This is a genomic window from Limnovirga soli (genome assembly GCF_013106755.1).
Taxonomy (GTDB): domain Bacteria; phylum Bacteroidota; class Bacteroidia; order Chitinophagales; family Chitinophagaceae; genus Limnovirga; species Limnovirga soli.
On the sequence record NZ_WHPF01000006.1, the window covers coordinates 190804 to 216177 of the forward strand.

Below are 25374 nucleotides of genomic sequence, written 5' to 3' on the forward strand. Positions count from 1 at the left end.
TTCCAGTACATTTATTCTTTAAACTATTAATCATTTATGAAGAAAGTACTGCTATCTATTTTGGTTTTAGCTACTGCTACTCTCACTTTTGCGCAAAAAAAGAAAGAGGTAGTTCCCATTGTAAAATCAGATTCAATTCCACCAAAACCTGCAAAACCTCCTACCGGTCCAAAAAAATATCAGGATCTTATTACAGAAAAAGCAATTTCAAAGCCCGGTTTATTCACCGTTCATAAAATTGATGAGAAATGGTATCTGGAAATACCTGATTCAATTATGAAAAGGGAAATTATGGCAATCACCAGATTTAGTAAGGCTGCCGGCGGTGGAAATATTTATGGCGGCGAAGAGGCGAATGAACAAACTATTTCATGGGAAAGAGGACCAAAAGACAATGTTTTTCTAAGGGTTATTACTACCATAAGTGTAGCAGATTCTACCAATCAAATTTATAAGGCTGTTACCAACTCAAATTTAAATCCAATTGCTGCTGCTTTTGAAATAAAAGCATTGGGAAAAGACTCCACCAGTGTTATTATTGATGTTACTGATTTCTTTAATGGTGACAATCAGGTTATTAATATTGACCCCAGTGGTAAAAAATTCCTGAATCTGGCTAATTTGGCCAGTGACAGAAGCTATATTAAAACAATAAACAGCTACCCTATTAATATTGAAGTAAAAACAGTAAAAACCTATAATTCTTATCCCAATTTAGGTTTTGGCAGCTCACCCTTCCCATCAGCTACATTGCCTGCGGCATACGCAGCGGGCGCTGTTACATTTGAAATGAATACCTCTTTTATACTGTTGCCTAAAACGCCCATGACAAGAAGATATTTCGACCCAAGGGTAGGGTATTTTGCTGATTACTATACAGTTTTTTCCGACAATCAGCAGAAAGTTCAGGAAGATGTTTTTGTTACAAGATGGAGACTGGAACCCAAAGAGGAAGATTTGGATAAATTTAAAAGAGGTGAATTGGTTGAGCCAAAGAAACCTATCATTTATTATATAGATCCAGCTACTCCCAAGCAATGGAGACCATACCTGATTGCCGGTGTAAATGACTGGCAAAAAGCATTTGAAAAGGCTGGCTTCAGAAATGCAATTATGGCAAAAGAATGGCCGGAAAATGATACCACTATGAGTTTGGAAGATGCCAGATACTCTGTTTTACGCTATTTTGCTTCTGATATAGAAAATGCCTATGGCCCCAATGTACACGACCCACGTAGCGGAGAAATTCTGGAAAGCCATATTGGATGGTACCATAATGTAATGCAATTATTGCACGATTGGTATTTTATTCAAACCGCGGCTGTTGACCCCAAAGCAAGAACCATGAATTTTGATGACAGCCTTATGGGACAACTAATCCGTTTTGTATCTTCCCATGAAGTTGGCCATACCCTTGGTTTAAGACATAATATGGGTAGCAGTAGTAAAACCCCCGTTGAATTATTAAGAAATAAAGCCTGGGTTGAAGCAAATGGGCACACTGCCTCTATTATGGACTATGCCCGCTTTAATTATGTAGCTCAGCCCGAAGACAATATCTCAGAAGTAGGGTTATTCCCCCGTATAGGAGCCTATGATAAATGGGCTATTCAGTGGGGGTACACACCTACCAATGCCAAAGATGCTAAGGAAGATGCAAAAATTACCAATAAATGGATAATTGATAGCTTAAGCGCCAATCCACGACTTTGGTTTGGAACAGAAACCAATCCATTCGATCCGCGTTCCCAAACAGAGGACCTAAGCGATAATAATGTAAAAGCCAGCGAATACGGTATTAAAAATTTACAACGCATAGTGCCCAATTTAAATACATGGACAAAAGAGGAAGCTGATAAATACGACAACCTGTACAATATGTACAACCAGGTTACCACTCAATTTAGCCGCTATATGGGCCATGTACTTAAAAACGTTGGCGGAATTTACGAAACACCCAAAAGCGTAGAACAACAAGGCGATGTATATGAACCAACGCCTAAAACCATGCAACAGGATGCAGTAGGCTTTTTAAATAAGCAATTATTTACAACACCAAACTGGCTGTTAGATAAAAGCCTTCTAAATAAATTTAGCAATCCGGTTGCTGCAGAAACTGTTGGAAATATTCAAACCAATATTTTAAATAGTTTAATCAGCTCTTCCAGGTTAAACAGGTTAGCCATTACTGCCAACCGCTTTGGTGCAGCTAATACCTATGCTGCTGAAGATTTGCTAAACGATGTTAAAAAAGGTGTTTGGAGCGAACTTAGCACCAAAAAGCCAATTGATAATTTACGCCGTAACCTGCAAAAGTCATATGCAGAAACACTAATGGCTATTATTAACCCGGCCACACCAGCTGCCAGTGGCTTTACATTGGCGGGTTTTGGTAGCATAAACATCAAAAACACGGATATCCCATCTATTGTTAGGGCGCATTTAACCAGCCTTAGAGCAGATATTCTTGCCGCTATTCCAGGCACTACTGATAAGTTAAGCAAGTATCACCTACAAGATGTTGCAGAGCGTATTAAAAGAGCACTTGAACCAAAATAATCATACTTTTATTTTCATAAAAAGCACCCAAAAAAGGGTGCTTTTTTTTTGCTTGCAATGGCACGATTTAAGCATTTTCTCTGAGCCAGACAATTGTAGTATCTGGCAGCTTTACTTGCGTCGCACACTTGTACTTTCTGATTAAAAGGCAACAATAAAAATGTATTTGATTGATTCTAACATTATACCAATTGTAAATTCACGTGCTGTTATAATGTTTTTACTGCCCGGCAATAGGCGAACTCATAAGTGTGCGACGCAACGGATGCTTAATTATTAATCAGCTGCCTGGCTAATCATATGCATTTGTATAAACCATTTTAAAAATTATGCTACATGCCAACAAGCATTTAGTTTTGCAACCTATGAGCGATTATATTAACATTGGTAAGCTGGCAGCTGTTTTTGGGGTAACAGGTGAACTAATATTAAAACATGCACTGGGTAAAAAAATTAGTTTTAAACCCGGCGAAGCCATTTTTGTGGAAGAGAAAAAGGATGCTTACCTACCCTATTTTGTAACATCGGCCAAAGCCAAAACAGAGGATGAAACCATATTACAAATTGAAGATATTGATTCAAGGGAAAAGGCAATGATATTATTAAGAAAACAAGTATGGTTGCCACAGGAAGATTTTAGAAAAATGGTGGCAAAAAATTCACCTATTGGCTTATTGGGCTATACCATTTTGGAGGAAGGAACTGCATTGGGCATTATTGAGGAAGTAATAGAACAGCCTCATCAGGTGTTACTTAGCTTTATAAAAGAAGAAAAAGAAGTTTTAATACCCTTGCATGATGCCACTTTGGTGAATATTGATCACAAAAAAAAGGAAGTACATGTAGTACTTCCTGATGGCTTGCTGGATGTTTATTTAAATGTTTAGTATTCTGTTTTTACCCAGTTTACATTTCTTTCTTTGAGGTAGTTGAGTATATAATTAAAACAACTCTCATACTTACCAACCAATTCGGGTGGAAAAACACCTTTATCGCTGAACAATCCTGCAGCAAATGCATTTACGGCTGCGGTACAGGTATACCCTGTTGTTCTGGACATTGAAGAGGTTTGTGTTGCAGTATCGTACCTGTCAAGCATATTATATTCAATTGTTTTTTTCACACCATTGGATTTACCTTTTACTACCACTTTCATAATGGTAAATTCTTCCTCGCCGGGTTGCAGTTTCCACTCGTTTAGCAAAATGGCAGAGGTATAATGCAAAGGAATTATTTCCTGGTTGTTATACTGCATAGGTGTTTCGGCAAAAAAGCCACTGCGTTGTAATGCGATAATCATGGCTGCATGGCCGGGATAACGCAGGGTTTTCTCCTTCATATCAGGCACATGAGGCATAGTAAACAAAATAGAACGTAAACCATCAGTATTAAATGATTCTAAGGTACCTACCTCATCAAATTCCATTAAATCAATTTCAGTTAATGCCGGCTTTACCACAATTTTACCATTTTCCTTTAAACGTGCCGGGCGGGTATATTCTTCGATAACATCGATTGGTGAAAATGGTGCTTTATACTCAAATGGCTTTTTACGTGTTTTGGGCAATCCGCCAACATAGCATTCAAAGCTTTCGAGTTCCATGATTTCATTGTAGTATCCAATTACCAGGTTACTAACCCCAGGGGCAACACCACAGTCAACTATAGCAGTTATATTTCTCTCTTTTGCAAGCTTATCAAGTGATAAAGCATCTTCGGGGAAAAAAGAGATATCTACCACGTTTTTACCTGCTTCTATTACCGCTTTTAAAGTATTAAAACCCATAAAACCGGGCACTGCTGTTACTACCATATCAAAGGGCGCCAGCATGGCAGTATACGCTTCATATGCAGTAAGGTTTGCTGTAACAGTTGTGATGGATGCATTCCTGGTGGTTAAGATAGATAGTGCCTGTTCGCTGGCATCGAAAGAAGTTACTTCGTGCTGAAGGGCCAGATCTAATGCCATTGTTCTGCCTACCATACCTGCACCTAATACTGCGATTTTCATATAGCTTTATTTAAGTGGGCAAAGCTAATAAACAGAAAGCAGATTATTGGGAGATTATGTATTGCAAAAGTTGGAGCTATTTTCCTGCTTTTAATCAATAAGCTTTTGATGATATATATACAGGCGCACAAGTGTGCGACGCAAGGATGCTTAAATTATTTTCGCCAGCTGATAACAAAAAAGATAGTTATAAAAAGAGGAGGAATTAAGCTGTAACAAAGCTTTCTTTTATCTTGTTGCACAAGTCGCATTCAATCATCTTTTCTGCAGTGATGATCATGTTTTTAAAAGCTTTATCGTTACTTATGCCATGACCGATGATTACGGGTTTTGCAACACCCAACACTGGTGTACCGCCATAATTTTCGTAATGAAAACGGTGGAAATAGGGATCGTTACTTACGTTGCGGTGTTCGGCCAAATCAAAGAAAGATTCTGCCATTTTCAGGATGACATTGCCGGTAAAACCATCGCAAACAGTAACATCTACTTTATCGTGGAAAAAATCACGCCCTTCAATATTACCAATAAAATTGACTTTGCTGTTTTCCTTTAGTAAGGGGTAGGTAGTTTGTGCCAATGAATTGCCTTTACCTTCTTCTTCACCCACATTTAAGAGACCAACACGGGGATTATCGACATTATGAATATACTGAGCGTAAAGACTACCCAAAACGGCAAATTGATTTAATTGCTCGGGTTTACAATCTACATTAAGACCCACATCAAGCAATACGCCTGTATTACCATTTAATTTTGGCACAACAGTAGAAATGGTAGGTCTTAATACGCCTTCAATAGTTTTAATGGTATACATGGTACCAACCAGCATAGCGCCGGTATTACCAGCACTTAAAAAAGCATCTACTTTACCTGAAGAAAGTAAGTGAAAACCAACTGCAATAGAAGAACGTGGTTTTTCTTTTAGGGCCCTGGTAGGTGGTTCATGATAACCAATTACTTCGGGGGCATGGATTACTTTAACAGAGGACATATTGATTTGATATTCCTCCAATAAAGGCTGAACGAGTGATTCATCACCTATACAAAATATAGTAGCCGGACCTGAATTTGAGGCAAGATATAATTGCAGACCTTTAACCGCTTCCAGCGGTGCAAAATCTCCACCCATCATGTCTAATGCAATATTCATGTCCGGCAAGCTACGATTATGTGTTGAAAAACTATGCTTTTAATGGCGCTTTTTCGCTAACTACTTTACCCTTGTACATTAATTTACCTTCGCTAACATGTGCGCGGTGACGTACATGTAATTCACCAGTGGTAGAATCTGTACTTAAAGTAACTTCCTGTGCTACATAGTGAGTTCTTCTTTTTGCACTACGTTGTTGCGAATGTCTCCGTTTTGGATTTGGCATGATGCTAAATTTTATACTATCAAAAAAATGTATACCTATTATGCGACCTTACGGCCATTAATTTCCTAAATCTTTAAATTGCTCTAATCCTTTCCACACAGTACCCGTAGTGGTATCTTTTCTGGCCTCTTCTTCCATTTTACGCAATTTTTCTAATACCTCCTTATTACATTGCGGGCCACCCATTTCTTCTTCGTTACACATACGCTGCATGGGAATACTGAGGTTTACAAACTCATATATCCAATCTCCAACATATATATGACTGTCGTTTTTGCCAATATAAAAAACGTCAGGATCTTCCTCCTGTTCGTTCATTGTAGTTGGCTCATCTACCAATTTAATGGTCATTTTAAACTCATCCCACAATTGCAGGTTAAGATTGTTGCCACATCTGTCGCAGGCAACATCTGCTTTACCGCCCACATCAAATTTTAACAACATGAAAGAATTATTCTTCTCCAATTGCAGTTTTATTTCTGCAATACAGTTAGAAAAATCCTGTTGGCCATAGTGTGCAAAGAACTTCTCATTTACCTGATAATCAAATAAATGAATCCCAGGTTTTAGCCCCACAAATGCAATTTCATACTCTCTTCGATGGTTCATAGCACTTTTTTTGGGAACGCAAAGGTAATAGATTTTAATATTATAGCCAAAGTAATATCAAAGTTGAAGAAAAACTGATGCCCTTCTTTCAGAAAAAATACCTGAATAGCCACATTTTATTAATAAAATAACGGCAGTGCCTAACAAAGAAAGCCTTTTATCGGATATTTTTAAACCATGAATTGGAAAAATGGCCTAAAGCAACTGTATTTACCATTGATATTATTGGCAAGCATTTTATTTGTAACCTGGTTTTCTATAAACCCGCTTAGGGTAGAAACTTATTATTACAATGGACTTTACCCATTCATATCAGGATTGTTAAGAATAATCAGCGGCTGGCTGCCTATTAGTATTGGTGACATATTATATACAATCGCAGGCATTTGGTTTTTATTCAAAATTGTTCATTTTTTTAAGCGGCTTTTTAATAAACAAGTTACCAGGGTTTATTTATGGCAATGTTCAAAGAAAATTATCAGTTTTGGCCTTAGCGTATACCTTATTTTTTATGTGTGCTGGGGTATTAATTATAACCGGCTGGGCATTGCTTATCAACTACATATTACACCGGAAGCATATTCCACAGCAGCCCTATCGGCCTTAACGGATTCACTTATTGTAAAGGCAAATAAAGAAAGAATTGCCCTTCCCCCAACAAATAAAAGTGATGAAGCCATTTTTGAGGATGCCAAAGCTGCGTATGCCAAAGTAGCTACAACCTATCCACATCTTTCTTATAATCACCCGGCCATCAAATCTTCTCTATTTGGGCGATTTGGTAATTATGCAGGTTTTTTAGGGTATTATAACCCTTTTTCAGGAGAAGCACAGGTAAATACTACGATACCCCGATTTCTTATACCTTATACTGTCTGCCACGAAATTGGTCATCAATTGGGCTATGCCACAGAAGATGAAGCCAATTTTGCCGGATACCTGGCAGCATCTGCCTCTAATGATGTTGCCACCAGATACTCTGTTTATATTGACTTGTTTCTTTATGCCAACAGAGAGCTGTATGCCCGCGATTCGATTGCTGCAAAAACCAAATTCCAACAATTAGACACGCTTGTTAAGCAGGATTTACAGAACTATAAAACATTTTTACTAGCACACCAAAACCCGGTTGAACCTTATATTACCCTCTTGTACGGCGAATACCTTAAGGCCAACAACCAGCCTCAGGGAATGGATACCTACGAAGATGTGATAAGCTGGCTGATTGCCTATCAAAAAAAATACGGTAAGCTGTAATGATGGCTAAAATAAAAGTAATTAGCCCGGCTATGATGCGCTATGCAGCTTTGCTTGCGTCGCACACTTATACGTTCTGAGCGTTTCTCAGCCATAGGTCTGCCGCGCAATGAACCGTAAGTACAAGAGTGCGACGCAAGCGGCGATGCCATAAAAAACATCTAGCCTGGTACACAAAAAAAGAGGCCAGTCTTTTTAAAGACCAGCCCCTTTACTTCAAGTCCACTCGTACCAATAACTAATTTTTAAGTTTATATCCTACTTTTTCTTCTTTTTGATTAATGTTTCTAATGGTAACTTCTACACGCCTGTTACACTGCTGACCTTCTTTGGTTTTATTATCACATTTAGGATTGTCTTTACCAAGTCCTCTTGCCATAATTCTGGATTTTTCAATACCTGCAGACACCAATGCATCGGCTACTGATTGTGCTCTTTTTTTGCTTAGCGTTTTATTGGCTGCGGCGCTACCAACATTATCGGTATAACCATCAATGTAAAACGTAGAGTTGGGAATTTCTTCGTTCATCACTTTTGCAGCCCGCACAATTATTTCCATAGATTCGGGGCGTATGGTTGCTTTACCAAAATCAAAAAGCACATTGGTAAACTCAGCAGTAATTTGTACGGCTATTTTTTCAGGAGGACAACCTTTTGATGAGGCGGGTCCTGCTTCGTTGGGACATACATCAACATCATCGTTTACACCATCTCCGTCAGTATCCGGTGGAGGGCAACCATTGTATTTTGCAATACCGGCAACTGTAGGGCATTTATCCATTTCGTCATTTATACCATCACCATCTGTATCAGGAACAGGGCAACCTTCGTATTTGGCAGTACCGGCTACAGTGGGACATTTATCCATTTCGTCGTTAATACCATCACCATCAGTATCAGGTATTGGGCAACCAGCATATTTTGCTAAGCCAAAAACCGTGGGGCATTTATCTTCTTCATCGTTAATGCTATCACCGTCTGTATCGGGAATAGGGCAACCACCATATCTGGCTATACCAAATACGGTAGGGCATTTATCTACGTCATCAAAAAAGCCATCTGCGTCAGTATCAGGCTTCATTACTTTTTTGTAAGGAATGCCTATATGAAAACCAGTATGTATATCAGCCTGTTTGCTTGAGCCAAATAGGGCTGTAAAAAAACTACCAGAGCCTACAAAGAAGGGACCTGCACGCAACGAAAGACCTACATTAACATGTGTAAGATCATTATAATTTACAGGTACAGCTACACCAAAACTTCTTGTTTCGAAGCGAGGTGAAAGTGTATATGAATTATAAGCATACAGGTTAAGATTCTTCTTCTCGCTAAAAGCCATTTGAGCTGCAGCTGTAACAAAGAATTTGTTGTTTATATTATAATCAGCACTAACCTGCAAAGTTGTTGGCAATACCACTGTATACTTATCACCATTGCTGGCTGTTTGAACAAAGTAGGCGCTGGTATCTAAAATAGGCTTATAATTACTTATAGGCTGATCTTTAAACTTGCTTAACAAAAATTGCTGACCAGCAGGTATATTAACTGAGTAACTGGCAGAAGAGGCAGCACTTTTTTCAAATTTAATATTACCTACATCCAATAAAGCCACACCTACTTTTAATTTATATTTATTGGCAAAACGGTCATCAACATATTTATTGTTGTCTTTTGTCATTTCATAAGGTCTGAACTCGTATACCAAGCCCAAATCCACACCAATACCATGACCATTGAATTTAAAGAAATCTTTGAACTGATAATTTCCCAGGTTCGCATCAGTAGTATTGATATCAATATTACCAATGGTATTGGTTAGGTAGGTACCATTTACGCCATTGGCAACGGTGCCATTTAAACTATTCATACTTAGGTATGCGTTGGCTGTTCCGGAAAGATATTTAACACTAAATCCACCTTTCAGAAAATTCATACTTTTCTCTTTACTAAAAACTGTTGACAAAGAGAATCCAAGTTCGCTCCATGCTGCAGCATTAATAACAGAGTTGCTGGCAGTAAAGGAAGTAGGATACGCAACTCCTGAACTAGCTGAACCACCATCAATAAATGATTGTGCCAAACTGCCATCAATATTTCTGGCGTTTGAAAATACACGTGCCCTCGTAGTAATAGCAATAGCAGTTCTTTTACTGGCATTAAACATTACGGATGGGCCATAAAAATCGGTATTGATTAAGCTGTTTAAATTTGGCTTGTTGCCACCAAACAAATAACGTTTTAGTGAATCTGAATTAAAAGTGCGGGTAACATCTTTAATACCCAAAGAAGCCTGATCGTTACCAACAAAACCATTCACCGAAAACAGATTAATATCAAATTTGTAACGGCTGTCTGCAATATTTGCAGGGTTAAAAAACACACCATTAACTCCCGTATAGTTGCTATTACGATAACCAGGGTAAGTTTGTGCCAGCAGGCATTGCGGAATAATAATACTCAGCAAAATTGCCAGATAGATTTTTTTCATAAATTTTATTTTACATTTTTTTGAGTGATCCTTTTCGGCCGTGGTATAAAAATTATACTACATAAAAAAGGAAAGGACTTTTACTCGTTCAATGGCACCTATTTTAAGGAAGCATTTTAGGCCACCTTTTAACTATGCTTTTGAACAAAGTAATGGAAGTAATTAGCCGAAGAGTAGGCACTAACGCAATTTGCGTTGTTATTATTTACCCTTTATTTATTGGTTTTGGGTTAAATAAATATCTATACAAAGGTGCAATATTTAACAGCAGGCTTTGTTATATAACTTTATGTTTTAGTTACATAATTCACTCCTGTATTTCAAGTTATTGGCAGAATTCGCAGGGTTAATTTTTAGAAAACGAACAGAACATAATTGTTAGGGTGTAAAATAGGTTCAGGAATAAACATACCGGAAATGGAATAACTTTTTTCTAATTCTGCGGGTATTTATTGAAGGAATTATTCCCAATGATCTTCATCCAAATCATTATGTTCATCGCCACCTAAGCTATAATAATTGTTTTCTTCATCTTCATCACCATTTACTTCCTGTTCATCGTCTGTTTCTGCACCAGGCACATCCAAATCGCTGCCGGATACATCATCTTCAAAATTTTTCTCATTTTCTGCACTGCCTGTCTCCTCTTCATTTAGAGATTTATTGGCAGTAATATTTTCCGGATCTACATCGTCCATTTTCTGAGACTGATTATAGATATCATCGCCTGCAGGATAATAGGGATAACCAATCAGTGTTATCACCCTGGCTTTGTCTGTTGAGTTTTTTTCAGGCTTTGGGCTATCAGTATTATTTTCCATAAAAGTTAAAATTGTTTAGAGTAGTAAGTTGTACTAATTAAGCCATAATAGCATTACACAATTCTATATTTTAGTTGTATTATTTACATATTTCCCCGGCGTACATAAGTATATAATTAATCTAACCTATTGACACATTGCTCTTTGCGGCAAAGCCTTACTGCCGCACAAGTGTGCGACGCAAGCATGCCTTATTTCTGGAAAAAAGCCTGGTCAAAAAAAACAATTACACAAACAGGGAATAAAAGCCTCTAAGAAAATTTCTACTTTTTAATGAGGTGGATGGTTTGGATAATTTGTATAGCCATTTTCACCTGGGGTATAAAATAAATCCATAGTTGGCAACGCTGCCAATGTCCAATTATTTTCAAACCTTTGCACCAAATCAGGATTATTAATAAATGGGCGGCCAAAAGCTACCAGGTTACAGAGACCGCTTTCTATATCGGCTTCTGCCTTTTCCTTATCGTAGCCACCACAAAGAATGATGGTATTTTTAAAGTTCTTACGTGTGAGCTGCTTTATGGCCAAAGGCACTGAAGGAGAACCCATGGATGAATGATCTACAATATGTATATAAGCTATATCCAGATTATTAAACTGTAATGAAAGATAATTGTAAGTGGCTTCAATTTCAGGATACAAGGGCATATCACTGGCCACACCATAGGGCGACAAACGAATACCTGTTTTATTTTTACCGATGGCATTGGCAACAGCAGTGGCTACCTCTATTACAAAACGGCAGCGATTTGCGATATTACCTCCATAATTATCTTTCCGTTTATTTGTAACCGGTGATAAAAACTCTTCTAATAAATATCCATTGGCACCATGCAGCTCCACACCATCAAAGCCTGCCTTTATTGCATTTAAGGCCGCTGTAACATATTCGGCTTTGGTAAGAATAATGTCGTTGGTGGTCATTTCTTTGGGAATGGGATAATCCTGTAACTTGGCGGCATCTGTCCACATTTGGCCTGCTGCTTTTATAGCAGAAGGTGCCAATATTTGGGCTTCATCACTCATGTTTAATGGATGACTTATTCTGCCGGTATGCATAAGTTGCAGTATTATTTTTGCTCCACCCTTATGTACTGCCGAGGTTATTAAACGCCAGCCTGCCACCTGCTCTTTGGTAAATACACCCGGAATTCTGGCATATCCCAACCCGTTTAAAGATGGAGAAGTACCCTCGGTAATTATTAAACCGGCTGAATTACGCTGGCCGTAAAACTGTGCCATTAACTGATTGGGAATATTATCAATTGCCCTGCAACGCGTCATAGGCGCCATTACAATATGATTTTGCAATGCTACACCGCCAATAAGGGCCGGCGAAAATAATTGGTATGTTTTCATATAAATAAGTAGGGAATAAAATACAATTTGTTAAGAAAGTTTAACTACATAAAGATTTAGTAACCCGAACCCCTCAGTTATTTTGATTTTACCAAATCATTTTCCAAAATGGCTTTTTTTTCTTTGTATTCCTGTGTGGTAAACTGGCCTGCAGCAAAACGCTGTTGCAAAATATCTAAAGGCGTATCTTTTCTGCGGCGCTGGCCGGGAACATCGTATGGCACAACAAAAATCCATACAATTAATACCACCCAAATAATCCACCAAATAAGGTTCATTCCCCAATAATAATTCTCGTATATCATAATGCATTTTTTTGTGAAGTCATAAAATTTTCTATCAGGCCTGTGCTGTTTCTTTTAGGTGTGATCGTAAAAACCAGGCCATTTTTTCATGGTCTTCCATTAAGCCGGTTACAAAATCACTGGTACCAAAATCTTTGTATTCGTTACCAAAGCGGTGTACATTTTCCCTGCAATGAATAATAATACTTTCATGATCCATTAACAGCTCTTTAATATAGTTGTTGCTTGTATTGCCATCCACAACTATTTCAGCTAAGTGGGTAATGGCTAGAAATGATTTTAGAGAAGCATCAGCATAATGCCCCAACGAACGTATACGCTCGGCAACCTTATCAATCATTTCATCCAGCTGTGTAAACTGCACCTCAAAAAATTTATGTTTTTCGTAAAAATGAATACCCTCAATATTCCAGTGTGCATTTCTTGTTTTGGTATACAATACATACTCATCGGCTAAAAGCACGGCCAGCTCGTTCGCAACTGCCTGGCGGTTGTTTTCTGTAATTCCAATAGAAGGTTTCATAATTTTAGGTTTTGTTTGATGAATTTGAATTTTGAAAAAAGTAGTTTAATACAAGCAGTAGTTATTATGGCATCCAGGTTGCGTCGCAATCACTTTAACTTTATATCATTACTCAGCAATAGTTTCAATTAAAGTGTTAGGAAAATATTTCGCTCATCGCCAGAATAAAAAATAAAAGAATACCCGGTTGAGTATTCTTTATAGTGCCTTTAGTTTTATGTATCGTGCACTGATTTTCCAATGTTTAGGGTTAATTATTTTTTTTGCAGAATTTATATCCGTGGTACATAAGGAATTCCTGGCTTACCCAATGTACCTATTGCTGTATTTGTTGCCGTACAAGTGTGCGACGCAAGTAAAGCATGAAAGTAGTATTGCAGACCGGCTCATTATTCTTTAGAAAAAAACATTTTTGCACCTGTTGACCTGCCATACTGCTACAGCTTTTATTTTAATCCTTTTTAATAGCTTTCTTTTTAACGGCTGCGGGTTTAACTTTTTTTAGCTCCACAACTTTTGCAGGCGCATCAGGCTTACCATTGGGATTATTTTTTTGTACCTGAGGCCGGTAAATATGCAGTTCGTTTTTGTCAACTTTTTGTCCGGGAATATTATTCTCCCGTATAACAACCGGCTTAACAGGTTTGCCTGTAACTCTTTGCACATCGGCCTTATCGGGTCCGGCTATATAAGTAACATGGCGGCTATTATCCACATGTGTATTTACAATTACTGTAGACTTTTTTATTATGGAAACATTTTGCGTTCTATTAATATAATACCGGTTAATATCCGGCCTTTGAATATCTCTGTCACGCACAAATGTCCAGTGTTGGTTAGGCTCGTTATAGCCCTTTCCAATAGCAATATTCACACTAATGCCCGGCCCCATGGGTGCCCAACCAAAATAACCGGCAGATCGTCTCCAACTTACCCAGGCAGGAGCCCATTCAGTATCGGGTATCCATACCCAACCGTAGTAGTTATCTCTGGTCCACCGGCCATAATGAAAAGGAGCCCAACCCCAGGAATAATCAGATATCCAGGTCCAGCCCTCCTCGGTAAAAATCCAATGGCCATCTGAACTATATGGGCTAAATGTGGCATGCACCCTTGGTATCCAGATATATCCATAATCGGGGTGCCTTGCCCATTTACCATGCGGGCTTAACTGATCGTAAAAAAGCTGCAGGCTAACGGTAGCTTGTTGTGCATGGCTTGCTTGTGGTGTAGCACATATAACTGCGCTCCATATAACAGCCAAAAAGAAGAGTTTAATAAGGGTTCTCATACAATTATTTTGTAGTATGTGTATTTTGCTGGGTATGGTTTTTAGCAAATGCCGTTGTATTGGTATTCACAGGCATCACAGGTTCTGTCATACCAACCACAATTACACGTTTAGGACGAACAGGGCGCACCGGTCTTGGATGACGTGCTCTGTACTCAACTGAGCAGGATGTAAACGAAACTGCGGCCAAAAACGTAATTGCAGCCAAGCTGAATTTTTGAAAATTTTTCATTGTTGTTTTTTTATAATTCTACGAAAGATGTACTTTAAAAAATGAATAAGTCATTTTTTAAATGCTTTTACCCTGAATAACCCTTAGTATAATGGCTATAATGGCAATAACAAGTAAAACATGAATAAGCCCGCTGGCATAGCCGCCAAAAAAGCCAATAGCCCATACCAGTATAAGTATTACGGCAATGCCGTATAACAAATTTCCCATGATTAAATTTTTATTGAAGTGATTAAAGCAAAACTTATTCGTAAGCACTTTTAATGATGGTTGCAATCATTTTAAACTGCTCATTAGGTTTTATATAATAAAATGTATTGGCTGGTATAATAATAGAATAACCTGTTTCAAGCATGTGAAGATTACCATCAATTACTAATTCTGCCCGGCCATCAATAATTTGTATAAATGAATCGTGCGGTGATTTTTTCTCTGCCAACCCCTCTCCATCTGCAAATGAAATAACATTTATGTTACCAGTAGTTTTTTCAATGATCGTTTTACTCACCATAGCTTGTGGTATATATTCAATTATTTCAATACTTATAGAGGACCTGATTTTTTTCATCTCATTTTTTTCCATAAAAATTATACACTTATTTCTCTGTAAAACTGGTAGAATATCGGCAGGTACTAAACCTGCCGATTATGTATAAAAGAAACCCCTGATTGAATATGCATTTAAGCACCTGACCATGCAGTTTAATTCCATTTTTTTACAGTTAATTATTATGATACCAGCCATACATTCATTTGCAACTTTACTTGCCACGCTCGGTTCATGGTTCCCCCCTTGTGGCAGCAAAACCATATTAAAACAGTTTTAACTGTTAATGATAATATGGCAAATAGAACCGCCGCATTTCAACTGCTAATTATAAATACTATACCGGTTTGAAAGTGTGGTTAGCAACAGCCCTGATAATAAGAAATAATAGTATTATCGTTAACAGTGAAATACTTTGGTGTTTTCAATCAGAAAAAAAGTAATCGTAATTGCTATTATTTTGATACCTAAATACAATTCAAAAGTAGCGCTGTTGGGGCGGTCAATCATTACACAATTGTAGTTAATTCTTACATCATTTACAGATTGTCTAAAGTACCGCGTCTGATGATTTTTAGTTGCTTAAAGTGAGAAGGAGTTAAGCCTGTAACTTTTTTAAACTGGTTAGACAAATGCGCTACACTACTGTAGTGTAATTTCCAGGCAATTTCGGTGAGGTTTAATTCATCATATACCAATAGTTCTTTTACACGTTCAATTTTATGGGCTATTATAAAATGCTCAATAGTAGTGCCTTGTACTTCTGAAAAAAGATTGGACAGATAGGTGTAATCGTAATTTAATTTTTCGCTTAAATGGTCTGAAAAATTGGTAAGCAATCTTTCATCGGCATAATGAATGGATTCTACTATAACATTTTTAATTTTTTCAATCAGCATGCTTTTCTTATCATCCATTAATTCAAGGCCCCATTGTAACAGCGCTGCTTTTAATTGGGCATATTTTTCGGCAATAATTTCTTCGCTGATATGAGCTTCGCCCAATTCAACTTTTAAAGTATGTAGCCCTAATTTTAAAAGCTCATCCTTTACAATCATTTTGCACCTGATGCATACCATATTTTTGATATAGAGTTTCATATTGTTGTTTTCATAATTAGCCCATAACTATGTTTATTTTTTAAGGATACTGGTTACTTGAAAATTTGGTTGTTGTGAATTTATACTACTTAATGTACGGCAAATGCAAATAAAATTTTTGAATGTTGCAACATAAACATTTGCTATTATCAGTATAGATTAAGTCTTGATACCAAATAGAGATTCTTAAGATGGAATTATTTTGTACTAATACCTTTTGCCGCAAAGCATTACAGGCGTACAAGTGAGTGACACAACGATGCTGAATAACTGTGCCAGAGCCGGTTAACCAATTGTATTTTTTATTTTGATTTAACCGCCTTAATATTTTTGAATTAACTACCAACAAGTAAATCTACTTCATTTAGGCGCGATAACAGTTAAATACGTGAATCATGTAACTCTTTTACGCAATTGTGTAATGCCGGTGACTAAATTTAATTTCAACTTTATGGGTACAAATCTGCATGAATAAAGAAGATAAATTAAAGCAGAAATTTTACCACTTAAAAAGTAAAGAAATATGAAAACGAATATTGGCATTTCGGAAAAGAACCTAAAGGGCAGTGCAATACTGCTTTCTTCTGTATTGGCCAACGAAATGACGCTATATATAAAAACCAGAAAATTTCACTGGAATGTAGCCGGTGAAAGTTTTATGGAATTGCACAAACTATTTGAAAACCAGTATAAACAACTGGAAGAGTCTATTGATGAAGTAGCGGAGCGTATTGGAAAACTTAGCCAGCCAACCATTGGTACCATGAGTGAATTTTTAAACCTGTCTGCTGTAAAAGAAAGTCCGGGCCAATATGCCTCGTCAAAAGAAATGCTGTTGGAATTATTAAAAGACCACGAAACGGTTATTATTCAATTAAGAAAAGATATTGAAGAAAGCGGTACTACAAATAAAGATGCAGGCACCGCTGATTTTTTTACGGGCTTAATGGAACAACATGAAACAACTGCCTGGATTATAAGAAGATATCTTAATTAAGCAATACCATTTTGTGTTGGCCTAACGATTGCTTTAACTCACTAATATAAAACAGCGCCTACAATTAATTATCAAATATGAAAACATTAAAAAAACTAGGTATATGGATGGATCATGCTTCGGCACATCTGATGCCTTATGCAAATGAAGTAGACACCACCACTACCATTGATACTGAATTTACATACGAAGAAAAACAGGAAAGCAGGGCAAAAGGCGAAAAACTGATGCATAATAAAGAACAGGGAGAGCAGGCAGCATTTTATGAAAAACTGGGTGAAATTATTAAGACCTATGATTCGGTTTTACTGTTTGGCCCAACTAATGCCAAAACAGAATTATTTAATATTTTAAAAGCGGATGATCATTTTAAGAATATCAATATCGAGATAAAGCAAAGCGACAAAATGAGTGAAAACCAGGAACATGCTTTTGTTAGGGATCATTTTTCCGCTACATAATACCTGAGCTTGTATAATTTAAAACAACTAAACCATCATACAAATGCTTACTTCTTTATTGGGCCTTGCATTTACTGCAGCCGGAATGCTTTTTTCTAATTACTGTAATTCAGTAAAAAGGGAAAAAAACACCAAAGTGGTAAAGACAATATTGTAATAACTATTTGTTTCAAAAACCATCATCATGACAAACGAAATCAAATGGGCAATAAACCAGGTGAACAGTGATATTACTTTTGACGTAAGGCACCTGATAGTACCTCATGTATCAGGCGCTTTTAAAACCTTTGATGCCAATATTTATACCACCGGAAAAGATTTTGCAACAGCTGAAATTGAACTGTGGATTGATGCCGCCTCCATTACTACTGGTGAAACAAAGCTGGATGAGCATTTAAGAAGCAGTGAATTTTTTGATGTGGCCAATTACCAACAAATAAAATTTGTATCAAACCCGGCAGGGAGAACAGAAGAAGGTGAAAATGGGATTCAGGAAATATGGGGTGAGCTTACCATAAAAGGTATTACTGAATATATAAAACTAGACGTAGCGTTTGGCGGTTGCTATATGGATACTTACGGAAAAGAAAAGGCTGACTTTAAAGTTACCACTAAAATAGACAGACGTAACTGGGGGCTTAACTGGAATATAAATACTGAAACTGCCGGTTTTATTGTAAGCGATTATGTAAATATAAGTTGCGATGTAGAATTAATGAATTTAGGAGAAAGAGCATTGGTAATGGAGTTTGAATCTGTAGGTATTCAACACAATAGCAAGGCTGACCATATGTGAATGATGTAATTATTAATTGCAATTGTGTAATGTTTACCCGGTTTAAAGGCACCACCTTTACACCTTTAAATACAATAAAAATATTAACCATGAATACTACAGAAGTAAAAGGCAACTGGAACGAACTGAAAGGTAAACTAAAACAGAAATTTGCCACTCTTACCGATAACGACCTGATGTTTGAAGAAGGCAAAAGAGAAGAAATGATGGGCAGGCTGCAGATAAAGCTGGGCAAAACAAAAGAGGAATTACACGAAATCATTTCTGATCTCTAATCCAGGCCCCCGATTTAAATTATATTAAAAACACTACAAAAATTTATCGTGAAAAAAACACTTGCAATATTCATAGTTGCCGCATTTACAGCAGCAACAGCTTTGGTTAGCTGCCAGTCGCCTGAAAAAAATGTGGACAATGCTGAAGAGAAAGTAACCGATGCAAAAGAAGACTTAAAAGACGCCAAACAAAATGCTGCTGATGAAGCTATAAAAACAGCCAGTGTAGAGGAATGGAACATGTTTAAAAGCGAAGCAGAACTAAAAATAAAAAATAATAAAACCCGTATTGAAGACCTTAAAACCAAGATGAACAAAAAAGGTAAAAGTATGGATATGGAGTATGAAAATAGAATTGATTCTCTGGAACAGAAAAACATGGATTTACAAACCAGAATGGATAATTACGAACATAGTAAAACAGATTGGGAATCTTTTAAAACTGAGTTCAATCACGACATGGAAGGTTTAGGCCAGGCTTTAAAAGATGTTACGGTTAACAATAAAAAATAAGTCATATTTATACCCCTACCCTTTTATCATAAGCAGGTAACTATACAGCGCAACAGTTGATTGGTTACCTTTTTTTATGCCTTGAATTTCCCCTTACATTCTCCAATAAAAATGCCGCTGCACAATTAAGTGCAACGGCATGTACTACAAACCTCGTAAGCCGGATTCTGTTTTAACACTATCATTTATCTGCCTGCAACATTACTGTTACAGTGTTGCTGCCTACCCTGTACCTTGAACGGGCCGCTCTTAAAACGGTACTATACGTGGCATTACAGCACCCAAGGTTTACCCATGCCTTGCATTACTGCCCGGCATTGTGAGCTTTTACCTCACATTTTCACCCTTACCTGCTTTGCAGCGTGGCGGTAATTTTCTGTGGCACTTTCTGTTCCTGTTTGCACAAGACCCGGCTGTTCACCGGTGGGTTGCCCTGTACTGTCCAGACTTTCCTCACCAAACAAGTTTGGTGCGATAGTTCGGGCCTGTAGCATAACGAAGGTAAATTTTTTATGCAGACTGCAGCAGCTTCTGCCTAATTGCTATTGTAACACTCACTAATATTGAAAGAAAATTTCTGTGGCACCATACCCAAAACGGTGATCGTATTGGTTTATAAAATAGCGCACTTCCTTTTTGGTTTTAAGAATATCATGAATCTCATCCCTTAGTTTACCGCTACCCACCCCATGTATTACAGTAAGGCTTTGCTGCTGATGCGCAGCTGCAAGATGATACCATTTTTCAAACTCCTTTAACTGCATAGACAATATTTCAAAATTGCTCATATGCTGCCAGTTATCTGATAATTTTTCCATATGCAGGTCTATTACACTGCGGGCTGGCTCCAGATTTTTACGGGCAATCTTTGCCTCGTAAGCGGCATATTCTTTTGAAGCATTGGCAGATACAGGCGGCCTGTTATCAAAAGTTTTGTCCGGGTAATTATCAAACAATTTAAAAGAAATAGTAGGCTCATTGCGCTGCTTCATTTCTTCCACTTTTTGAAACACCTGCTTGCCTTTTAATTTTAAACTGGTTTCATAAAAATCAGCTTTCTTTTTATCAGGTGTTACTAAAGCAAACTCTACAAATAGCGTGGGGTTATCATTCAGGTCGGCAAAAGCTATATCGTGCAGGTAAAAATCATGAAACCCGGTTATTTCATTGGTTAATTCAAAACTTACTTCACCTTGTGCTTCCTGCTCATAAACAAAAGTATAAGCCCTGGATGTTTTGTTTACCAGATGCACTTTAAATAAATCCACCACCTCATCTCCAAATTCATCAACTGAAAATTTGGGTAATAAACTAATCCAAACACCTTCTGCCGTTTGTATTTCAGTAGGTTTAGCCTTTTCTTTCCGTACATCTTCAATAAACTTCTTTTCTTTCTTTGGCTGCAGAATGGCTTTCTTTTCGGTAAATCTTTTAAAATAAGGAAAATCTATTTGGTCCATATACGAGGGAAACTTAACCCCACGCACCTCAATCATTACCATTTTGTCGCTAATTAATTCTACCACCTTTCCTTCTTCATTGGTATGCAACACCACAATTTCGTCACCAACCTGATATTTCATTGTATAAAAACTATTTAATTTCTCTGCAAAGGTACGCAGTTATTTTTTGGGTACCCTACAACAGATACCAGTATCAGCTTTACTTGCGTCGCACGCTTGTACTGCAACAAAAAATGCAGCAAAAAAGTTATTATTTAACGGCCGCTATAATATTTTGTAAAAATCCATTTTCATCAAAGCTGCCATCCAGGGTTAAACCCAGTCTTACAATTACCAATTTTTTTGAAGGAATAATATATACAAATTGCCCGGCATACCCGTCACAGTAAAACATATCTGCCGGTGCTGCAGGGTAAACCCTTTTTGTTGCATCACTCCCGCTAAAGCCATTTAACCAAAACTGGTACCCATAATTTTTAGAACTATTGGTGGCAGGCGCAGTAACGGTTTGTTGTACCCAGCCTTCTGGTAATATACGTTCATTATTTACCATACCATCATTCATATATAAAAGCCCAAAGCGGGCATAATCCCTTGCCGTAGCCATTATATACGAAGAACCAACATAAGTGCCCGAAGCATCAGGCTCAAATAAAGTATGGTACATGCCTGCCTTATAAAACAAATCCGTAAAAGGGTAAGCAGCATATTCCAGCTCTCCCACTGTTTGCCTGATAATACGGGCAATAACATTACTGTTGCCACTGGTATAACTAAAGGTAGAGCCGGGAGCATTTAATAATGGATGGGATGCAGTAAAAGCAGCCATATCTGCTTCTTTATACAACATATTGGTTACATCGCTGGCCCCGGAATAATCTTCCATAAAATCAAGACCACTTTGCTGGTTCAATAAATTTTTTAGGGTAATAGCATGTCTTGGATCAGTGGCCGCTTTCCATTCAGGCACAGGGGCAGGTTTATTTACATCCAGTTTTCCCTGGCCAACAAGGGTACCTATCAAGGCACTGGTTACACTTTTTGCCATACTCCAACCATAAAGCTGTGTGTTCTTATTTATTCCATTGGCATACTTTTCTGCCAGTAATTGTCCGTTATAAACTATAGCAACTGCCCTGGTACGCACCTGTTTGTCAGCAAAAGGTTCTTCAAATGCTTTGCTAATAGCCATATCCAGTAAAGCTTTATCAATACCAGCAGGAATACTATCTACCAGCTTATCTCCCATTGGCCAGGCAATGGTATCTGTATTAAATACTGGGGCTGGCGGAATATTAAAAACTTGTTTCCTAATCGTTTCTTCGGGCAATCCATTTATAACGGAGGCGCCAATACCAGATCTGTAAATGGCTTTACGTTTAGCCAATCCAAAAACAGAACCTGTTACTGAGGAATCTTTCATATCTATCTCAAAGCTGCCCAACGATAATGGCATATCGCCCAGTTCTTCTTTAATAATAATATCTGAATTACGGTGCGATACAAAAACACCGGTACACACAGCCTTGGCGCCAAACCCACTGATGATGGGGAATGATACCCAGGCATAATTAATAACCCAGCCAAACCCGGCCAGTAACACAACTAAAAATACACGTTTAAATATCTTTTTCATGTGTTGATTTTGAAATTACAAGTCAATAATTTGTTGCAAATGGTGTTGTAAATGAGATACATAATCATCACTTATAAAAGCGAGTGTATATATCCCTTCGCCCAGTTGAACTGTATTTTGTAAACTGTGAGCAGGTATATATTTAAATATATGTAGTATATGCTGGTTATATAAAAGCCAAAGATTAATGATATCTGTCCAGGACCTGCTTTGCCATTGCTGTACGGATACCCAATTTTCCTGCTGGTATGTAGGAAACTGAATAAAATCGCTTGATTGCATACGCACAAAACGCTGGTGGTTATTGGCAGCGGAATCTATTAGGTGGCCCAATATTTCTTTTTTGCTCCATTTTTGAGGTAGAGGTTTTACAGTAGCGAGTTCATCACTAATACCTGCCAGTTTTTGGGGTACGTTGTTTAGTATTTCTTCCAAACCATAAAATGCAGGTATCATAAACCCAATATTTTGCAGGTGAGTAATTTAAATGTAATGGCTTTAGGGTAAATACTTACCCAGGCTTGGCTGTATACAGATGCCATGAAAACAGAACCCCGCAGTGTGCGACGCAAGTAAAGCCCCAATTATGAACTATCACTTTGGCTCAAACAAAAGGAACATTAGTTTTTGGCCAATTTGCTCTTTTTATACCCGTATAAAAAATAAAATATAAGGCCTAACAATAACCAGGAACCAAACCACGCCCAATTTTCGGCCGACATGCCCGTAAGCAAATACAGGCAGGTGGTTAAACCCAGCAATGGAATTAAGGAGAAGTTTTTAAACAATGAAAAAATGGCCAGTAATATTGAAATTATCCAAAACAATAAGGTGGTTACATTTAACGACATATTATCATCACTAAATGTTAGCAGGTTTGTAAAATAATTATGGTTGTATAAAACCAATATAGCCGCTGCACCAAATATTATAGCAGGAAATATGAATTTCGCATTTACATAAGGCATATTGAATTTGCCTGCTGTTTTTTCTTTGCGGGGTATTAACAATACGCCACCGCAAACCAGTACAAAAGCAAACAATGTGGCAATGCTGGTAAAATCCAGCACAAATGTTTTATCGGTAAAAATAATAGGAACGCCTACCAGCAAACCGGTAATAATAGTGGCAAAAGAAGGCGTTTGATATTTGGGATGTATTTTTTGAAATGCAGGTGGTAGCAGGCCATCGCGGCTCATGCTCATCCAAATTCGTGGTTGCCCCATTTGAAAAACAAGCAATACACTTGTCATAGCTACTACAGCGGCAATAGACACCAGAAACTGCATCCAGCCCACATTTTTTACTTCAAATATTTTTGCCAGTGGGTCTCCAACACCGTCAAATTCGCGATAGTTTAAAACGCCAGTGAGTACAAGAGTTAAAAGTATATATACCACCGTACAAATCACCAATGAAAGTATCATACTGCGTGGCAAATCTTTTTGCGGATTTTTACTTTCTTCGGCCATAACGCTAATGGCATCAAAACCAATATAGGCAAAAAACACACCGCTAACCGCGCCCATAACACCCGAAAAACCATTTGGCATAAACGAGGGTATGCCTGCATCGTTGGCAGGTTGCCAATTGGCTGTGTCTACATAATAAGCGCCAACTACAATTACCAATGCCACAATGCACAATTTTAAAATCACCATTACATTGCTAAAATTGCGTGATTCCTTTACCCCTATATAAACCAGTATGGTAATAAGCACATTTATCACAAGCGCTGGTAAGTCAACAATCATTCTTAAACCTCCAATAACCGGGGCCGAATTCCAGGCATCTACCAAATCTTTATTGGCGCTACCTTCAATAAAAGCCTTTTTAGCCTCAATATAGCTGCACTCCAGATAATTGGGTATATGTCCACCAATCCTATCCATAAAAGAACTAAAATAATCGCTCCACGAAAAAGCCACATAAATATTACCAATTGAGTATTCCATTATCAATGCCCAGCCAATTACCCAGGCAAACATTTCTCCAAAAGATGCGTAAGCATAGGTATATGCACTACCGGCTACAGGTATACGACTGGCAAACTCGGCATAACACATAGCAGTAAAACCACAGGCAACAGCACACATAATAAATAATAAAACCACTCCGGGACCGCCATTAAAAACTGCCTGACCAAGACTACTAAAACTTCCTGCACCAATAATGGCTGCAATACCAAAAAATGTAAGGTCCTTTAAGGTAAGTACCCGGCTTAAACCACCACCGCCATGATGCGCATCGGCTTCCATAGTAGCAGCATCGCTTAAAATTTTATCAATATTCTTTGTTCTAAAAAGAGAATTACTCATGCAAAACTGGTTTGGTATAAAAGGTTAAAGTAGTAAAATTTATTGAAACCTATCATTCGTTTTAATGATTGGCATTTATTAAATAATTAAACACTACAATGCCCAAATAAGAATATAGATTAAACTAAAAATGCAAAAAAATAAATGATGTATCCGGCTATAGGTGCTTTTATTAAGCATCCTTGCGTCGCACTCTTGTACTGCTGTAAAAATGGCATCAAAAATTATGGTTTATCTGTTCTAAATTATACTTTACCCTAATCTCCAGTCAATTATCACCAATTCTTCCAAAACAATACAAAAACCTTAAAAAAACCGGCAGATGCTTATTAAGCATCATTTTTTGGACAATTTCAAAAAATAATCCACCTTAAAATTTGATTAAATTAAAAAAAGCCATAACTTCATTTTAACTGTGATATTACCACACA

26 protein-coding genes and 1 other RNA gene are annotated in these 25374 nt (G+C 37.5%); 8 read left to right on the forward strand and 19 right to left on the reverse strand.

The genetic code is table 11. The features are described 5' to 3' along the window. Nucleotides 1-36 precede the first annotated feature (36 nt). A complete protein-coding gene (locus GD597_RS09780; protein WP_171607666.1) occupies nucleotides 37-2559 on the forward strand; it encodes a zinc-dependent metalloprotease in 2523 nt (840 codons plus the stop codon). A 365-nt stretch (nucleotides 2560-2924) separates the two neighbouring features. Next, nucleotides 2925-3446 (forward strand): ribosome maturation factor RimM, encoded by a 522-nt coding sequence (locus tag GD597_RS09785; protein WP_171607667.1) that lies wholly within the window; start codon nucleotides 2925-2927, stop codon nucleotides 3444-3446. On the opposite strand, the gene GD597_RS09790 is transcribed toward GD597_RS09785, so the two are convergent. From GD597_RS09790 to GD597_RS09805, 4 genes are all read right to left on the reverse strand, one after another. Next, entirely contained in the window at nucleotides 3443-4570 is a 1128-nt protein-coding gene (locus GD597_RS09790; protein ID WP_171607668.1) for a saccharopine dehydrogenase family protein, read from the reverse strand. The genes GD597_RS09785 and GD597_RS09790 overlap by 4 nt on opposite strands. Before the next feature lie 205 nt (nucleotides 4571-4775). Continuing rightward, nucleotides 4776-5723 carry a phosphate acyltransferase PlsX gene (gene plsX / locus GD597_RS09795; protein WP_171607669.1) on the reverse strand — a complete coding sequence of 316 codons (948 nt, stop codon included), beginning with the start codon at nucleotides 5721-5723 and terminating at the stop codon, nucleotides 4776-4778. Nucleotides 5724-5754: 31 nt separating this feature from the next. Further along, nucleotides 5755-5949, reverse strand: coding sequence for a 50S ribosomal protein L32 (gene rpmF, locus GD597_RS09800; RefSeq protein ID WP_171607670.1), 195 nt, complete (start codon nucleotides 5947-5949; stop codon nucleotides 5755-5757). Between the two features lie 57 nt (nucleotides 5950-6006). After that, nucleotides 6007-6558, reverse strand: coding sequence for a YceD family protein (locus GD597_RS09805; protein ID WP_171607671.1), 552 nt, complete (start codon nucleotides 6556-6558; stop codon nucleotides 6007-6009). 177 nt (nucleotides 6559-6735) lie between these two features. On the opposite strand from GD597_RS09805, the gene GD597_RS09810 reads away from it, so the two are divergent. After that, a complete protein-coding gene (locus GD597_RS09810) occupies nucleotides 6736-7815 on the forward strand; it encodes a DUF3810 domain-containing protein (RefSeq protein ID WP_171607672.1) in 1080 nt (359 codons plus the stop codon). A 238-nt stretch (nucleotides 7816-8053) separates the two neighbouring features. Here the strand turns inward: GD597_RS09810 and GD597_RS09815 are convergent, their stop codons facing one another. From GD597_RS09815 to GD597_RS09860, 10 genes are all read right to left on the reverse strand, one after another. Continuing rightward, nucleotides 8054-10303: a DUF5723 family protein gene (locus GD597_RS09815; protein ID WP_171607673.1), complete on the reverse strand. Its 2250-nt coding sequence runs from the start codon at nucleotides 10301-10303 to the stop codon at nucleotides 8054-8056. Nucleotides 10304-10764: 461 nt separating this feature from the next. Further along, nucleotides 10765-11124 (reverse strand): hypothetical protein, encoded by a 360-nt coding sequence (locus GD597_RS09820; protein WP_216368555.1) that lies wholly within the window; start codon nucleotides 11122-11124, stop codon nucleotides 10765-10767. A gap of 270 nt (nucleotides 11125-11394) precedes the next feature. Continuing rightward, nucleotides 11395-12486 carry an alkene reductase gene (locus GD597_RS09825; protein WP_171607674.1) on the reverse strand — a complete coding sequence of 364 codons (1092 nt, stop codon included), beginning with the start codon at nucleotides 12484-12486 and terminating at the stop codon, nucleotides 11395-11397. Nucleotides 12487-12563: 77 nt separating this feature from the next. Beyond that, the gene (locus GD597_RS09830) at nucleotides 12564-12791 is read right to left on the reverse strand and encodes an SHOCT domain-containing protein (protein ID WP_171607675.1); all 228 of its coding nucleotides are present in this window, start codon (nucleotides 12789-12791) and stop codon (nucleotides 12564-12566) included. A gap of 34 nt (nucleotides 12792-12825) precedes the next feature. After that, complete coding sequence (locus GD597_RS09835) at nucleotides 12826-13314, reverse strand: Dps family protein (protein WP_171607676.1); 489 nt, start codon at nucleotides 13312-13314, stop codon at nucleotides 12826-12828. 451 nt (nucleotides 13315-13765) lie between these two features. Beyond that, a complete protein-coding gene (locus tag GD597_RS09840; protein WP_171607677.1) occupies nucleotides 13766-14605 on the reverse strand; it encodes a DUF6600 domain-containing protein in 840 nt (279 codons plus the stop codon). A gap of 4 nt (nucleotides 14606-14609) precedes the next feature. Further along, on the reverse strand, nucleotides 14610-14837 hold the full coding sequence (locus GD597_RS09845; RefSeq protein ID WP_171607678.1) for a hypothetical protein: 228 nt from the start codon (nucleotides 14835-14837) through the stop codon (nucleotides 14610-14612). A gap of 57 nt (nucleotides 14838-14894) precedes the next feature. Then, the gene (locus GD597_RS09850) at nucleotides 14895-15047 is read right to left on the reverse strand and encodes a lmo0937 family membrane protein (RefSeq protein WP_171607679.1); all 153 of its coding nucleotides are present in this window, start codon (nucleotides 15045-15047) and stop codon (nucleotides 14895-14897) included. Nucleotides 15048-15081: 34 nt separating this feature from the next. Continuing rightward, the gene (locus tag GD597_RS09855; protein ID WP_216368556.1) at nucleotides 15082-15405 is read right to left on the reverse strand and encodes a cupin domain-containing protein; all 324 of its coding nucleotides are present in this window, start codon (nucleotides 15403-15405) and stop codon (nucleotides 15082-15084) included. Between the two features lie 518 nt (nucleotides 15406-15923). Further along, nucleotides 15924-16484: a helix-turn-helix domain-containing protein gene (locus GD597_RS09860; protein ID WP_171607681.1), complete on the reverse strand. Its 561-nt coding sequence runs from the start codon at nucleotides 16482-16484 to the stop codon at nucleotides 15924-15926. 523 nt (nucleotides 16485-17007) lie between these two features. Here GD597_RS09860 and GD597_RS09865 point away from each other — a divergent pair. The 5 genes from GD597_RS09865 (at nucleotide 17008) to GD597_RS09885 (ending at nucleotide 19526) form a co-directional block, all read left to right on the forward strand. Next, nucleotides 17008-17481, forward strand: coding sequence for a Dps family protein (locus GD597_RS09865; protein WP_171607682.1), 474 nt, complete (start codon nucleotides 17008-17010; stop codon nucleotides 17479-17481). Between the two features lie 77 nt (nucleotides 17482-17558). Then, nucleotides 17559-17942, forward strand: coding sequence for a hypothetical protein (locus tag GD597_RS09870; protein ID WP_171607683.1), 384 nt, complete (start codon nucleotides 17559-17561; stop codon nucleotides 17940-17942). A 184-nt stretch (nucleotides 17943-18126) separates the two neighbouring features. Further along, complete coding sequence (locus tag GD597_RS09875; protein WP_171607684.1) at nucleotides 18127-18738, forward strand: YceI family protein; 612 nt, start codon at nucleotides 18127-18129, stop codon at nucleotides 18736-18738. A gap of 89 nt (nucleotides 18739-18827) precedes the next feature. Next, on the forward strand, nucleotides 18828-19013 hold the full coding sequence (locus GD597_RS09880) for a CsbD family protein (RefSeq protein ID WP_171607685.1): 186 nt from the start codon (nucleotides 18828-18830) through the stop codon (nucleotides 19011-19013). A 48-nt stretch (nucleotides 19014-19061) separates the two neighbouring features. Continuing rightward, nucleotides 19062-19526, forward strand: a complete 465-nt coding sequence (locus GD597_RS09885) for a sll1863 family stress response protein (RefSeq protein ID WP_171607686.1) — start codon at nucleotides 19062-19064, stop codon at nucleotides 19524-19526. 140 nt (nucleotides 19527-19666) lie between these two features. Here the strand turns inward: GD597_RS09885 and rnpB are convergent. From rnpB to GD597_RS09910, 5 genes are all read right to left on the reverse strand, one after another. After that, nucleotides 19667-20017, reverse strand: an RNA gene (gene rnpB / locus GD597_RS09890) — RNase P RNA component class A. Nucleotides 20018-20083: 66 nt separating this feature from the next. Next, a complete protein-coding gene (locus GD597_RS09895; RefSeq protein ID WP_171607687.1) occupies nucleotides 20084-21109 on the reverse strand; it encodes a Smr/MutS family protein in 1026 nt (341 codons plus the stop codon). Between the two features lie 130 nt (nucleotides 21110-21239). Continuing rightward, nucleotides 21240-22625 carry a serine hydrolase domain-containing protein gene (locus tag GD597_RS09900; RefSeq protein WP_171607688.1) on the reverse strand — a complete coding sequence of 462 codons (1386 nt, stop codon included), beginning with the start codon at nucleotides 22623-22625 and terminating at the stop codon, nucleotides 21240-21242. A gap of 15 nt (nucleotides 22626-22640) precedes the next feature. Beyond that, a complete protein-coding gene (locus tag GD597_RS09905) occupies nucleotides 22641-23081 on the reverse strand; it encodes a DinB family protein (RefSeq protein ID WP_171607689.1) in 441 nt (146 codons plus the stop codon). A gap of 164 nt (nucleotides 23082-23245) precedes the next feature. Continuing rightward, complete coding sequence (locus GD597_RS09910; RefSeq protein WP_171607690.1) at nucleotides 23246-24943, reverse strand: APC family permease; 1698 nt, start codon at nucleotides 24941-24943, stop codon at nucleotides 23246-23248. Between the last annotated feature and the right edge of the window lie 431 nt (nucleotides 24944-25374).

What these genes read in the sequence shown, in the direction of transcription:
- GD597_RS09880 (WP_171607685.1), top strand. Translation starts at nt 18,828, where the DNA reads ATGAATACTACAGAAGTAAAAGGCAACTGGAACGAACTGAAAGGTAAA.
- GD597_RS09845 (WP_171607678.1), bottom strand. Translation starts at nt 14,837, where the DNA reads ATGAAAAATTTTCAAAAATTCAGCTTGGCTGCAATTACGTTTTTGGCC.
- GD597_RS09830 (WP_171607675.1), bottom strand. Translation starts at nt 12,791, where the DNA reads ATGATATACGAGAATTATTATTGGGGAATGAACCTTATTTGGTGGATT.
- GD597_RS09790 (WP_171607668.1), bottom strand. Translation starts at nt 4,570, where the DNA reads ATGAAAATCGCAGTATTAGGTGCAGGTATGGTAGGCAGAACAATGGCA.
- GD597_RS09820 (WP_216368555.1), bottom strand. Translation starts at nt 11,124, where the DNA reads ATGGAAAATAATACTGATAGCCCAAAGCCTGAAAAAAACTCAACAGAC.
- GD597_RS09870 (WP_171607683.1), top strand. Translation starts at nt 17,559, where the DNA reads ATGAAAACATTAAAAAAACTAGGTATATGGATGGATCATGCTTCGGCA.
- GD597_RS09840 (WP_171607677.1), bottom strand. Translation starts at nt 14,605, where the DNA reads ATGAGAACCCTTATTAAACTCTTCTTTTTGGCTGTTATATGGAGCGCA.
- GD597_RS09815 (WP_171607673.1), bottom strand. Translation starts at nt 10,303, where the DNA reads ATGAAAAAAATCTATCTGGCAATTTTGCTGAGTATTATTATTCCGCAA.
- GD597_RS09855 (WP_216368556.1), bottom strand. Translation starts at nt 15,405, where the DNA reads ATGAAAAAAATCAGGTCCTCTATAAGTATTGAAATAATTGAATATATA.
- plsX (WP_171607669.1), bottom strand. Translation starts at nt 5,723, where the DNA reads ATGAATATTGCATTAGACATGATGGGTGGAGATTTTGCACCGCTGGAA.
- GD597_RS09895 (WP_171607687.1), bottom strand. Translation starts at nt 21,109, where the DNA reads ATGAAATATCAGGTTGGTGACGAAATTGTGGTGTTGCATACCAATGAA.
- GD597_RS09905 (WP_171607689.1), bottom strand. Translation starts at nt 23,081, where the DNA reads ATGATACCTGCATTTTATGGTTTGGAAGAAATACTAAACAACGTACCC.
- GD597_RS09825 (WP_171607674.1), bottom strand. Translation starts at nt 12,486, where the DNA reads ATGAAAACATACCAATTATTTTCGCCGGCCCTTATTGGCGGTGTAGCA.
- GD597_RS09900 (WP_171607688.1), bottom strand. Translation starts at nt 22,625, where the DNA reads ATGAAAAAGATATTTAAACGTGTATTTTTAGTTGTGTTACTGGCCGGG.
- GD597_RS09875 (WP_171607684.1), top strand. Translation starts at nt 18,127, where the DNA reads ATGACAAACGAAATCAAATGGGCAATAAACCAGGTGAACAGTGATATT.
- GD597_RS09805 (WP_171607671.1), bottom strand. Translation starts at nt 6,558, where the DNA reads ATGAACCATCGAAGAGAGTATGAAATTGCATTTGTGGGGCTAAAACCT.
- rpmF (WP_171607670.1), bottom strand. Translation starts at nt 5,949, where the DNA reads ATGCCAAATCCAAAACGGAGACATTCGCAACAACGTAGTGCAAAAAGA.
- GD597_RS09780 (WP_171607666.1), top strand. Translation starts at nt 37, where the DNA reads ATGAAGAAAGTACTGCTATCTATTTTGGTTTTAGCTACTGCTACTCTC.
- GD597_RS09850 (WP_171607679.1), bottom strand. Translation starts at nt 15,047, where the DNA reads ATGGGAAATTTGTTATACGGCATTGCCGTAATACTTATACTGGTATGG.
- GD597_RS09910 (WP_171607690.1), bottom strand. Translation starts at nt 24,943, where the DNA reads ATGAGTAATTCTCTTTTTAGAACAAAGAATATTGATAAAATTTTAAGC.
- GD597_RS09865 (WP_171607682.1), top strand. Translation starts at nt 17,008, where the DNA reads ATGAAAACGAATATTGGCATTTCGGAAAAGAACCTAAAGGGCAGTGCA.
- GD597_RS09860 (WP_171607681.1), bottom strand. Translation starts at nt 16,484, where the DNA reads ATGAAACTCTATATCAAAAATATGGTATGCATCAGGTGCAAAATGATT.
- GD597_RS09810 (WP_171607672.1), top strand. Translation starts at nt 6,736, where the DNA reads ATGAATTGGAAAAATGGCCTAAAGCAACTGTATTTACCATTGATATTA.
- GD597_RS09835 (WP_171607676.1), bottom strand. Translation starts at nt 13,314, where the DNA reads ATGAAACCTTCTATTGGAATTACAGAAAACAACCGCCAGGCAGTTGCG.
- GD597_RS09785 (WP_171607667.1), top strand. Translation starts at nt 2,925, where the DNA reads ATGAGCGATTATATTAACATTGGTAAGCTGGCAGCTGTTTTTGGGGTA.